The organism is Paraburkholderia aspalathi (assembly GCF_900116445.1).
GTDB classification, from domain to species: domain Bacteria; phylum Pseudomonadota; class Gammaproteobacteria; order Burkholderiales; family Burkholderiaceae; genus Paraburkholderia; species Paraburkholderia aspalathi.
This window is the reverse complement of record NZ_FPBH01000013.1, coordinates 25,315-37,258: the sequence shown is the minus strand read 5'-3', so window position 1 is coordinate 37,258 and position 11,944 is coordinate 25,315. Positions and strand designations below refer to the sequence as shown.

Genomic DNA, 11,944 nt, shown 5'->3' with positions numbered 1-11,944 from the left:
GCGATGAGTGACACTATGCAGCCACCTTTTTCCGTTCTCTTCGTCGACGACGACGAGATGTCGCGCAATCACTTCGCACGCGCGATCCGTAAAGAATACTGTGTGCATGTCGCTCAAGGCGTAGACGAAGCGATGGCTATGCTAAGTGAATACGGAGCGGAGATTGCCGTACTGGTCACTGATTTCCGCATGCCAAAACGCGACGGAGACGATCTGCTGCGTCAGGTGGCGCGGGAGTATCCGCAAATCGTGCGGATACTTGTCACCGCGTATGCTGATAAAGACATGCTGTTGCAGACAGTCAATACCGGTGACGTATTCCGAATCCTCGAAAAGCCGCTTCGGGCTGAAACGGTGCGCGAGGTTCTGCAACTGGCAACCGCACGCTACGCTGAGCGAGAAGCCCGTCAACAGCGCCTGTTGGCGATGGATGAGACGCTTGCTTTCCTCGCCCACGAGCTGAACACGCCGCTGGCAACGATCTCCCTTTTTGCACGCAGCGTCGAAACCGACGTTGCTGAGCAATACGATCCGGAGCGTCAAATGGCGATCGGCCAGGCGGCAGCGTCAATGCTTAATAATGCACAGTACTGCCTGACGCTGATCTCGTCCTTCTGGGCGGCGGTGCACAAGAACGGAGGCCAACAGGCCGCGTCGGGCATTGGAACCCACGAGATCCGCGCGACGCGATTGATCGCTACCTTGCTCGATACCTATCCGTTTGCCGCCTCGCAGCGCGACTGGATACAGGTCGACGTGCAAGGGGATTTTACCGTGCACGCCATGCCCAATTGCGTGGCGCTCGTCATCTCTTCGCTGTTATCCAACGCGTTGCGTGCGCTCGACGGTACGCCCTCGCCTTCGTTGCGCCTCGAAGTCGTGGACACACCCGAACCTGAGATCCGTATTCACGACAACGGTCCGGGGATTGCACCGGAGATAAAAGCGCGTCTGTTGCTGGACCCCGTCACGACTTACGCAGGATCCGGCGGGCACGGTATGGGCATGATCTTTTGCAACCGCATCATGCAGTCTCTCGGTGGGTGCCTCCGTATCGAATCCACCCTGGGTGTGGGCACGACCGTGACGATGGGGTTTCCCAGTTTCAGAAATCAAATGAATGCACATCACTGACACCGGGTAGCCGTCAGGCGGTTACCCATCGCTGAGCACGTCCCGATGATCGCGACGTGCTTTGGCCGAATCGAAATACGTCTCCAGCGCGTTAGCTGAACGCTCACCCAACACGCAAATCCGCGCAAGCCAGTCAGCCTCCGAAGGCCATGCGCCTTCTACCACTCGCGGATAAATCTGCCTCGTGAATTGGTGCAGCCCCTTTGCTCCGATATTGCCGCTGACGCCAAGAAGGAGGTGCAATACTCCGCGCGCCGATTGAAGGTCACGAGCCGTCACACTGATAGTAAGTTGCGCCATAAGCACGCGAATCTGCTCAATGCCGTTGAGGAACGACTGATCCAGCAAGTCAAGCGCCATAAGCTCTTCAAGGTGTTTCTTGTCAAGCAGATCGCCTTCCGCGACAGTGGCGGGCTTGCCGATTGGGCTGGCCAATGTTTGAGATAAATCTGCCTTCGCCGGCGCATGCAAGGTTCGTTGCTGGGCAAACTGTCTTGCGAGGGAGGCATACAGGGAACCGACCTGTACGGGTTTTATCATGACCTCGTTCATGCCTGCAGCGAGACATGCCTGTACGGCTTCCATATCGGATTGGCTGGTCAAGGCAATGACCGGTACGTGGGCATACGCATCGGCACGGGCGCGAATCAACGTGGTGGTTTCCACGCCGCCCATTCCTGGCATATTCAGGTCCATCACGATGGCATCGATAGTGTCGTCTTCCTGCAGCCTGGCCAGCACAGCCAGCCCATGTTCGGCCTCGACGACGCTCGCGCCGCATCGCTCCAGATAACTTTTGGCAACCAGCCCGCTGTAGGTGTCGTCGTCCGCCACCAGGATCGTTTTGCCGGCGAACCCATCGAAGCTCTGTTTCGAATGATGCTGTTTGCCGTTTTCGAAGATCGTCTGCAAGGTGCCAACCAATTCCACCACGCCGCAGGATTTGCTGATGAGTCCGTCCATGCCGGCTTGCCGTGCAAGGACGCGCGCCACATTGCTTGGCTCTGCCGTATAAGCGACGATCAGGACATTCCAGTTAGGTTCTTGACGGCCAGCGCGGATTTTCTCGGTGGTCGTGTAGCCGTCCAGACCCGGCATGTTGATGTCCATCAGCACAAGGTCCCACGGCGTTGCCTGTCGAAGCATGTTCAGCGCCGTCTCGCCGTCTGCGGCTTCGCTCACGTCCGCGCCGACCTTCGACAGCGCACGACGGGTTCTCGCCCGCTGACCGGCGTCGTCGTCCACGACAAGAATGCGTTTCTCCCTGAAAAATGGCGTGGCGTGGTCGAGAATCTTCTGCTCATGGCTCGCGACTTCGCTTTCAGAAACGACCGGAAATTGCAGCGTGAACTGCGTAAATTTTCCGACTTCGGATCGGCAGCCGATGGTGCCGCCGAAGGCGCGCATCGCGCGCTGGCAGTACGCGAGCCCGAGCCCAGTACCCGCCGAATTGCCAGCAGTGCGGAAAGGCTCGAACAGATGCGGCAGAATCTCGGGCGCAATACCCGGGCCTGTGTCGTGAACGATCACCGTTTGCCGCTCGACCGTGAGTGTGAGCGTCGCTAGAGGATGCGCGGCAATGTGATGGAGCGCGTTCTTGATCAGATTGAACAGTGTGAACAGATAGACGGTTTCGTCGACCTTGAAGGTGAAATCCTCCAGCACCACGAGTCTGACTTTGCTGCGCTCCTTCTGATCGCTGAAACCGTATTCGTCCAGCGCTTTGCGTGTGGTACTCGCCGCGCTCAGATAGGTCAGATAGTCGGAGCGGATGGGTTTGGCGCTGACTTCGTCCAGTGTCATCGCGATGATACGCAGGCCTCGCTCAATCGACAGTTGTCCGTGGGCGAGATGACGATAGAGCAACGCCGCCCCGTCCTGCGACAACGCCGGCGACGGAGTGGATTCAGTCCTCGCAGGCAGCGCATCTTCCACGCGATCCAGAACGTGCTTCAGCTGGCTGAGGGGATTACGCATTTCATGGGCGATCGAGCCCGCAAGGGCCTGCAATGCTCGATTTCTTTCGACAAAGATGCGCCCTTTGCTGATCGCATAGCTGAAAGCCATGCTGCACAAGACCACGACGGGCAGCACGGCGAGATCCGACTGGTTGGCCGCGCTTAGAACGATCGGAGCCGGTGAGCTGACCACCGCAGCCAGCGAACCGGAAAGAATGCCGATGCCTATGCAGCCCATCAGCAAAAGCGGGTTGTCGATACACAGCGCCATGATGAAAAGCATCATGACCTCGGTCATCATCCACATAGTGGAGAATGAATTTCTGATCGCGAGGAAAGTACAAACGAATGGCAATACGTAGATCAAGCAACAATGCCAGTAGATCAGCAGGTAATTGTTAAATCGCCTTGGCCAACGCGCCTGAAAGATCAAGGGAATGCAGATGACAGCCGCACTCAACCGGAGGAAGAGGTTGTCGTACGGCTGCGGCAGGACATAGGTCCAGACGACGTAGTAAATGGGGTGGCACAGGAGGCCAAGTATGCCTCCCCATCGAATTGCAAGCCGGCTTCGTTCCAGCAAATCCCGCATGCTCTCGCGCGGCATCACCATCTGGCCTCCAATGACGTTCACGACCCTATCAGTTCGTGTTTGCCACGACGCTGGGTACTCTGGATGATCGCCGAACCGTCTTTACCGTGAAAAGGTCCGACCGAAAACCCGTACTTCTTCAGAAGACCGTGAGTATATGAAACGGACCACACAGGAGGGCTGCCGATGATGAAATCGGAAGCAATGCCTTCCTGCCAGGCTGCGTAGCCTTCGGCGAAACAGGTATAGCAATCGCGGGTGGTCGGCAGTCTGAACGGAAACACGGTGTTGAGTCCGGCAGGGCCACGGGCGAAACACTCAATATATAGCGTGTGGGCCCGCGACGCGAGTTCAGCCTCGACGCTCGCTGCCCTGGGATGAGAATCATCGATCCAGAACTGCGCCCGTTTGAGGTCAGAAGACGTGAGGTAGGGAACGCTGGTACTGCTGACGAGGATTGCGCCATCGAACTGCGGCAACGGCGTGTCCGGACTGAAGGTGTGTACCGAAATCCGGGTTCGTCCCAGCAGATCAGTTGCCAGCAGTTCTTTTGCTTGCTCCTTGAGCAGGTTCACCTTATCCGGCAAATCGATCAGAACAAGCTCTTTCGGTGCATCTTTGTAAAGCAGGTATTTAGCCGCCGTGACGCCGAGCCGCCCAGCGGCGCCGAATAGAGCGAGCTTCGTCTTGCCGAATTCGAGATCAAGTTCGTTGCAGCAGTGGATGGCCCAGTCTTTCAGCATCGAGGCCGTGGCGGCATGACCCGTGGTGATGTGGGGCGGCTTCGTATGCCGGGGGAGTGCGCCATAGTTGCAGGCATAGGGCGTGGACGCGCCCATCGCCACCATACTCAATCCCGCTTGCCTTGCCAGTTCCAGAGCCGGAAAAAATTGCGTCTCCCGAAACCGCTTGATACCGCGCGGGCTCCCAAGCCACAACTCGAGAGGAACTGGACACGCAATATTGGCCCCTATGACCTGAGATCCCGAATAGATAGGCGATGCGATAAAAGGCTTTGCTTTCCAAAGCTCTTCTTCAAATGACGCATTTCTGCGTTTCACATTATGAAATGAAAATGAAAGCGTATCCCAGTCCGTAGCGTGAAACAGAAACCCAATGCCACCTTGGCCCGCTGACAGGTTGTCCCTTATCTCTTCTGGGTGAATGATGTGTTTGAGCGTCAAAGGCGCACTATTGGGGTGCAGACTGGAGTTGGCCTGCTCATCGAAATCGATCGTAATTTCCTGTTGAGGAGACGTTCTCATTTGGGTTCCCTTAGGTTGAACTTACGCTGGAAAGTCAGCGCAGCATCGTCAGTCAGGATTGACTGCCGACATTCAACTCTAGAGAAATCCTGCGCGGTGTGTCCGTCTGTTCGGTCGCATCGCGAAAGTTGCGGGACTTACCGGAAATTGCGGCTGGGGGTGGGGTGAGGCTGGCGGCGGGTGGATTCGAAGCAACAAGCGTGGGCGTATCGGAGTTCTGATTGAAAGTTAGTCCGTCGATTTCTCATCATTTGAGAACTCTGACGACGTCTCTCAACCAATCAGACTCGCAACGTCGTCCCACGCAAAGACGATGTTTTCCGATCGCCACATCGGTCCCGGATCGATGTACTCGCCTGCCGGCCGGCCATTTAGCGTCTCGTAAAAGGCGATCGCGGATTCGTTTCCCTTGACGACGCTTAAAGCGGCTCCTTGGTAGTGCATTTTCCTCAAATGAGTTGCAAGTTGTGCAAGCAACTCGCGGCCGATGCCGCGGCGCTTGAAGTCAGGATCGACATAAAGGAATTTGATCTCGCCGCGACCGTCGAATATCGATTCTGAAGGCCTCCCGGCGGCTCCGATGCCAACGGTTCTACCGTCGATCTCAGCAATGAGCACGACCTGGCTGCTGTCATTCGCGGACAGTTTTTCCTTCCACTGCTTGCCACGATATTGCTCGTCGAGGACGGCATATGCTTCCGCTGGCGCAAGCTCCTGGTAGGTCTGCCTCCAGACCTTCACATGAAAATCGGCGATCATTTGAGCATCGTCGATATTTGCGGTTCTGATGAATATTCCCGTCATTTAAGGCTCTTTTGGATGCGGAACTGCGCCGTGGGCGCGCGCGTAAGAGATTGTGAGCGATCTGGGCGGAGGTGTCGACGACCGGTTGTGGCCGAGTTTCGCACAGGCACCTCGCATTCATTTGCGGCTGACTCTTGTCGTATCACTCGGCACGGGTGACTGACCGCACGCACTCGGTGATGAGCCGACAGAAGCTCTCAAACTCACGATCACTACGAAACCGGTATCGTTGAAATTCATAGGGCCGCCCCTGAAACGTGAAACCGATCGTCTCCCGCGCCTTGGAAGAATAGCTCCCGCGCCGTGTCAGCGAGGGCTGCTGGTAACGCCGCAGATTGCCAATCGCGGGATGCCCTTCGCCCCAACGGGTCTGTACCCGGTACCATTCAAGAAAGGCAGCCTCCCCTTTGGGCGCAACCTCAGGGGCGAATACCATCAAGTCATAGCTCATCTCGTTGGTTCCTATGTCGTCACGAAAGGCGCAAATTCATGGCGTTAGTCAATCCCAACGTCCGCCGACGACAGCGATCAGCGACCGATACGGAAAGCGCTGCTTCGTTGACCACAAAAAGTACGGCTATGACCCACAGAAAGGGCCTTGCTCACTCATCGCGCGCTTCCAGGTGTGTTCCGTACTGGGAACCGGCGCCGGGGAAGCGAGTGGCGCCGCCGGAGTACCTGTGTCGTTCAGATCGATATGACAGCGACCGTCGGTCACCGCGAGAAGAGCGACATAGCGGTGGGTGGCTTCCGGTGTGAACGTAAGGGTGTCGACGCAGAATTTCTCGACCACCAGCATATTCTTTGTGTAGACCATGGAGAAAGACAATGGCGCGTTTGGTGTAACTTTGCGCGCGATCTCCTTCTCAGCATCCATTACGGGAAGATGATGCCGCTCGGTACATTCAGCCGCGCCTCCATAAATAAATGCTTGTGCTGTGAAATCGCCTGTTTTGCGAAAAACTATAGTAGCAGCGTCTGCTTGAGATGGTTCCTGATAGGTTGCCGCGCAACCCGTGATGGCGAGCGCGCATGCACCCAGCATAAGTGTTTGGCTAAATTTCATAATTATTGATTAGGGGTATGTGCAGATTAGAATTCACACGCAGTCGCGCTCAAAACGCAAGCGCGCCTAATCATCCTTTACGGCACCCGGCAAAATATCTTGAGAGATTGTGCGTTCCGCAGGTGAGTGAAAATCACAGCCTGTCAGTGATTTGCATGCTGACGTTATATGACCGTAAACGGAAAAGCGAGACGGCAAATGTTGAGCGGAAAGCGAATTTCAATGGTGGCGGCCATGGCCGCGAATCGGGTGATCGGTGCGGCTAACGACATTCCATGGAGAGTGCCCGGAGAGCAGCAGCGGTTTCGTCAATTGACCGAGGGGCACCTGGTCGTGATGGGACGACGCACATACGAGTCAATAGGTAGATGTCGTGCATTTTCACCCACGTGGCGCGGCACAAACGCTCGACACTAAGGCGCCGATTGCGCTAAGCGATAGAATGATGCCCGCACCGCGCTACCAGTGATCCCATTTGAAATGCTACGCTGTCGAAGCACGATCTTGAGGGACCATAAAAAAATCCCCAGTCCGCCAGTAGCAATCATCGCCAGTATCCCGACCGCTGCGCCGTGAGTCTCCAGACACCACCAAGTTAGCCATGCCGCGCTAAAGACAGCAAAGAACATAGCGCCGCGCGCTCGACTCGACGATGCAGATTGAATGGAATCCATGCATGTACTCATCGTTGGAGAAAGGGCAGAAATAATCATGTTCGGTGCCAACTGTCATCGATCTGGGCATCGACCGTTTACTACGAGGCGTCGGGGTGATCCCGACTAACAAGATTCAGATATTCGCCTAGTCCGGCTTCGCCCAGCGGCTTGACCATGACCCGGACGGTCTGGATGGCATCTCTCATCACGACGCCATACCGGCGGCGCGTTTCAAGGTAGCCATTCCGCTCCCAAAAGCGTTCCGCGCGCGTATTGCCGGCAATGACGCCAAGGCGCAACCACTTCGCTCCTGACGCCTTCAGCCAATGCTCAAGGCCTTCGTACAAGTCACGGGCTACACCTTGGCCGTGTTTGTCAGTTGACACGATCAACAATCCTATATGCCACACACCGCCGGTGAAGAGGTCCGAAACGATCGTGGCAAACCCGGTCACCTCTTCACTCGCGTCGACAAACCCAATCGCATGCTTGCTAGTGAATGCCCATTCCTCCGGCAGTTCACTTTCGAACTCCTCCTTGGCTTGACTATCTGTCGGTAGACAACCTTCTGCCGACAGGAAGTATTCCGGATTGTTCTCCAAAAATGTTTGAATGATCGGGATGTCGTCATCAACAAGTTCGATGGCACGATAGCCGTCCACTTCGAACAGTATTGGCTCCATTCCAGAAAGCATCGCTATCCTCAGTACCGGTTATAGAGTTTGATCCACCAGGATACTTCAAGAAGTCGATATGACTTCACGCGCGACGACCTCGACCAATTCGAAATGCAGCGTCACCAGTTCGAAATGGTCTTGCAGGTCTACGTGTGGCATGCACCTGATATGGCACTCCCGGAATTCTTCCGCACTGGAGAATGTTTCGCCACGCCAGACTTCTTCCGGGATGTTCCAGAATTCGATCGTATATACCTTTGTTGCCCTAATGATGCAGCGAAGCCGCTTCTTCAAATCGTAGACTTCGATAATGTCGCCCGGCGCGTAGCTGCCGTCGCCATATTCTCCGTATGGTTTGTAATAATCTGCGACCGTGTCGGCAGTGACCGTCTTGCGCCCGTCCATGACGGCGCGCGGAAGACTATCGTCGTTTTCGTCAGCCCCCCAAAAGGTCAGTCGCTTTCTTCTGTTCATCACGTATCACATCACAGTTGAAGCTGCGCACGAAATAACGGGAGGAGTTCCTGATAGGTCTCCAGATACCTGTTCGAATCGGCATGTCGAGATGCGCGCGGGGCGAACGGTGGAATCTGACCATGGCGCCGGTGATCTAGCCGAAAATCCTGCTTCTTAGTCGATGGGCTCAACAAGATGCGCTCTATTGGCCGGCGCAGCATATGGCTCGGGCCAATATTCGACAATTTTAGTAATCGTTCCAGACTCGACTGAGAAGAATGAGATGGCTCGCGCCGTCAAGGCACCATCGGTAATGGTCACATCGGATACCGCTTCCTGAGTAGTGTTGGCGACGATTCTGTTCACCGTGAAGCGCCACGGTCCTTGCGCCGGATACTCTGAGTTCATTTGTGCAAAGCGCGTCGCGCCCCTGATGCGCTCGTTCGACTGTGGCCACTCCAGGATGAACTGCTCACTTAGCACTGACTGTACTGACTCAAAGTCGTTTGAAGCCATCAGTGTCCAAAATTCCTGAACCAGCGCCGTGATATCAGCAACAACTGCTGTCATAGATCTTCCGTGTTGGCCCAAAGTAAAAGAATTTCGGAGGTTGATTTTCAACGGTTCGGCCAGTCGATATCCACGGCAGTGATCCGAGCCGCCCACTCACGTCGACAAGATATCCTTTGACTGAATCCGCTTTACGCCCACGCGATCCATGTTTTTTCGCGCAGCCGCAAGTGAGCCGTTGAGGTCAATCGGACGCGTTGCGTCTTCGATGACATAAGCTTTGAACCCTGCCTTGCGGGCGTCCATTGCTGTCCATGCAACGCAGAAGTCAGTCGCCAGTCCGGTCACAAACACGGTGTCGATATGCCGCTGCTTCAGATATCCCGAGAGGCCGGTTTCTGTCTTGTGATCGGCTTCCTCAAACGCGGAATAACTGTCCATGTCCTTGTGAAAGCCCTTGCGTATGATGACTTGCGCAGTCGGCAGTTTAAGGTCCTTGTCGAGCGCGGCGTCGTCAGTGCCTTGCACGCAATGATCCGGCCACAAGACCTGTGTACCGTACGACAACTGGGCCGTCTCGAACGGCTTCTTACCAGGATGGGAACTGGCGAACGACGCGTGTCCCGGCGTGTGCCAGTCCTGCGTAATGACAATGTTCTCGAACTTGCCAGCCAACTCGTTGATAAGTGGCACGACTTCGGCGCCGCCTTTCACCGGCAGCGTTCCGCCATCGATGAAACAATTTTGCACGTCCACGACGATCAATGCGGATTTGCTGCCGGGCGTGATGTGTTTGCCTGATGCAGCCGACGCTGCCAAAGCGCTCAGGCTTCCAAGGCCACAAAGATGAACCAGACCGAGCGCGGCGGTCGACTTGATGAGTACCCTACGACGGTTTTCTCCCACGGCGAATCCCCTTTTCGATTGAAGCCACAATCATAGAGGCGCCAAATTTATTTCATACTGCGTCTCGAGGCACCTGTCTTGCTGAAAGCCACCGCATAAATAATCGCACAAAAATTCGCTAAATGGTTTGATGTCCGGGGAATTTGCCGACTATTCCAGCAATCTCGATGCCGCGGCTCCTGCGAGGCAGAAAAATCGAGCCTGGGCGTGGCGGCCATCAAGATTTGCGTATACGGATGGCGTGGCGCAGAGAAAACGCGCGCAAGTCTCCAGTAACGGTCGTGCAACTGCACGACCGTCATCCGGTGAAAGAGCGATATGGGAAGGTTTTCCGGACGCTGTTACCGAATCGACACAGCCCCGAAGTTCACACGGCCGAACGCACTGACGTGATAGCCATCGATGTTCGGACGCGTGATCGCAGCCACCAGCGGATGCGCAAGCGGAATCCAGAGCGCCTGATCGTGCGCGATCTTCACGGCACGGTCGTAGTCCTGCGCGCGAACCGACGCGGTGCTGGTAGCTTTCCCGCTCGCGATCGACGCATCCAGCGACGCATCGCAGTAACGCTGGAAGTTGGTACCGCCCTTCACAGCGTCACATGAGAATAGCGGCGACAGGAAGTTATCCGGATCGCCGTTGTCGCCGGCCCATCCCATGAACAGCAGGTCATATTGTCCCTGCTTGATTTCGTGAAGCAACTCGCCCCACTCCAGGGTCTTGATCCGTGCGTCGATGCCGACCTTGGTGAGGTCAGCCTGAAGCAGTTCGGCGCCCACCTTCGGATTCGGATTGAGCGTGCTGCCGGTCGAGCGGGTCCAGATCGTCAGGCTCAATCCATTCGCCATGCCCGCCTGGGCCAGCAGCTTTTTCGCGAGCGCCGGATCGTACGCATAGCCGGTCTTCGCCTCCGTGCTGCTGGGATACGGATCCGTCGCGGGAACTGCGCTGGTGCCGAACAACGTCTTCACGTACGTATCGCGATCGAAGGCCAGATTGATCGCGCGGCGCACCACCTGACTATCGAGACCGTGACGCTGCGTATTGAGCGCGACGAACGCCGTCATGAAACCGGGCACGTCGAGTACTTTCAACGACGGGTCCCGGCGCGCCGATGCAATGTCGTCCGGCTTCGGCGCGAGAGCGATATCGCATTCGCCGGCCTTGACCCGTTGAGCTCGCACGGTCGGATCGGGCGTAATCGCGTAGATCAGTCCATCGACCTTGGGCTTCGGCCCCCAGTAGTCCGGGTTCACCGTGTAGCGGATCGTCGCGTCCGGACGATAGCTCTTGAGAACGAACGGACCCGTCGATACCGGCTTGGCGTTCAGGTCTGCGATCGCGTTAGTCTTCAGCAGTTGCGCAAGATATTCGCTCGAATAGATCGAGGCGAAACTCATCGTCAGGATCGGCAGCAAGGTGGCGTCCGGATGATTGAGAACGATGCGGACCGTCAGCGGGTCGACCTTGTCGACCGACTTGATCAGCTTCGTGATCTGCATCGACTGTACGTTCGGCATCACCACCGTCGGCAACGCCTTGCGCCATGCGTTGTCCGGATTCAGCATGCGGTCGAACGTGGCGATTACGTCGTCGGCATCGAACGTCCGGGTCGGTTTGAAGTAATCGGTCGTCTGGAAATGGACGTTGGGACGCAAATGGAACGTATAGACCGCGCCGGACTGACTGACGTCCCAACTCTGCGCGAGCGCTGGCTGCACGGTGCCGGTGGCATCGTCGTACGTGACGAGCCCGTTGAAAATAACGTCGGCAGACGCATTAGTGATGGTCAGCGTGCTGTAACGCACCGGGTCGAATCCTTCCGGACTGGCTTCGGTGCAGACGACCAACGGCTTCGCAAAGGCACTCGCAAGCGGCAAAACCATGAGCAACGCAATAGCGGCGAATCGCAGTTTCATT

Annotated in this window: 13 protein-coding genes; 2 read left to right on the top strand and 11 right to left on the bottom strand. The window is 56.3% G+C overall.

What is annotated here, in order from left to right; genetic code table 11:
- Window positions 1–3: 3 nt before the first annotated feature.
- A complete protein-coding gene (locus BM438_RS20285) occupies window positions 4–1,134 on the top strand; it encodes a hybrid sensor histidine kinase/response regulator (protein ID WP_093636721.1) in 1,131 nt (376 codons plus the stop codon).
- A gap of 21 nt (window positions 1,135–1,155) precedes the next feature.
- Here the strand turns inward: BM438_RS20285 and BM438_RS20280 are convergent, their stop codons facing one another.
- From BM438_RS20280 to BM438_RS44900, 5 genes are all read right to left on the bottom strand, one after another.
- Entirely contained in the window at window positions 1,156–3,705 is a 2,550-nt protein-coding gene (locus BM438_RS20280) for an ATP-binding response regulator (RefSeq protein ID WP_093636717.1), read from the bottom strand.
- Window positions 3,706–3,722: 17 nt separating this feature from the next.
- Window positions 3,723–4,949 carry a hypothetical protein gene (locus BM438_RS20275; protein ID WP_093636715.1) on the bottom strand — a complete coding sequence of 409 codons (1,227 nt, stop codon included), beginning with the start codon at window positions 4,947–4,949 and terminating at the stop codon, window positions 3,723–3,725.
- Window positions 4,950–5,222: 273 nt separating this feature from the next.
- Window positions 5,223–5,753 (bottom strand): GNAT family N-acetyltransferase, encoded by a 531-nt coding sequence (locus tag BM438_RS20270; protein ID WP_093636711.1) that lies wholly within the window; start codon window positions 5,751–5,753, stop codon window positions 5,223–5,225.
- 142 nt (window positions 5,754–5,895) lie between these two features.
- Complete coding sequence (locus BM438_RS20265) at window positions 5,896–6,204, bottom strand: hypothetical protein (RefSeq protein WP_093636708.1); 309 nt, start codon at window positions 6,202–6,204, stop codon at window positions 5,896–5,898.
- A 126-nt stretch (window positions 6,205–6,330) separates the two neighbouring features.
- Window positions 6,331–6,819 (bottom strand): hypothetical protein, encoded by a 489-nt coding sequence (locus BM438_RS44900; protein ID WP_143131728.1) that lies wholly within the window; start codon window positions 6,817–6,819, stop codon window positions 6,331–6,333.
- 168 nt (window positions 6,820–6,987) lie between these two features.
- Between BM438_RS44900 and BM438_RS20255 the strand changes: the two genes are divergently transcribed.
- On the top strand, window positions 6,988–7,236 hold the full coding sequence (locus tag BM438_RS20255; RefSeq protein WP_425270742.1) for a dihydrofolate reductase: 249 nt from the start codon (window positions 6,988–6,990) through the stop codon (window positions 7,234–7,236).
- Between the two features lie 337 nt (window positions 7,237–7,573).
- Here BM438_RS20255 and BM438_RS20250 read toward each other — a convergent pair whose 3' ends face one another.
- The 6 genes from BM438_RS20250 to BM438_RS20230 form a co-directional block, all read right to left on the bottom strand.
- On the bottom strand, window positions 7,574–8,170 hold the full coding sequence (locus tag BM438_RS20250) for a GNAT family N-acetyltransferase (protein WP_093636703.1): 597 nt from the start codon (window positions 8,168–8,170) through the stop codon (window positions 7,574–7,576).
- Window positions 8,171–8,215: 45 nt separating this feature from the next.
- Entirely contained in the window at window positions 8,216–8,626 is a 411-nt protein-coding gene (locus BM438_RS20245; RefSeq protein WP_093636700.1) for an ASCH domain-containing protein, read from the bottom strand.
- A 156-nt stretch (window positions 8,627–8,782) separates the two neighbouring features.
- Entirely contained in the window at window positions 8,783–9,178 is a 396-nt protein-coding gene (locus tag BM438_RS20240) for a nuclear transport factor 2 family protein (protein WP_093636697.1), read from the bottom strand.
- Between the two features lie 96 nt (window positions 9,179–9,274).
- Window positions 9,275–10,024 carry a nicotinamidase gene (locus BM438_RS20235; protein WP_093636693.1) on the bottom strand — a complete coding sequence of 250 codons (750 nt, stop codon included), beginning with the start codon at window positions 10,022–10,024 and terminating at the stop codon, window positions 9,275–9,277.
- A gap of 47 nt (window positions 10,025–10,071) precedes the next feature.
- Window positions 10,072–10,326 carry an ABC transporter ATP-binding protein gene (locus tag BM438_RS47015; protein WP_143131727.1) on the bottom strand — a complete coding sequence of 85 codons (255 nt, stop codon included), beginning with the start codon at window positions 10,324–10,326 and terminating at the stop codon, window positions 10,072–10,074.
- Window positions 10,327–10,365: 39 nt separating this feature from the next.
- Window positions 10,366–11,943, bottom strand: coding sequence for an ABC transporter substrate-binding protein (locus BM438_RS20230; protein WP_093637168.1), 1,578 nt, complete (start codon window positions 11,941–11,943; stop codon window positions 10,366–10,368).
- Between the last annotated feature and the right edge of the window lies 1 nt (window position 11,944).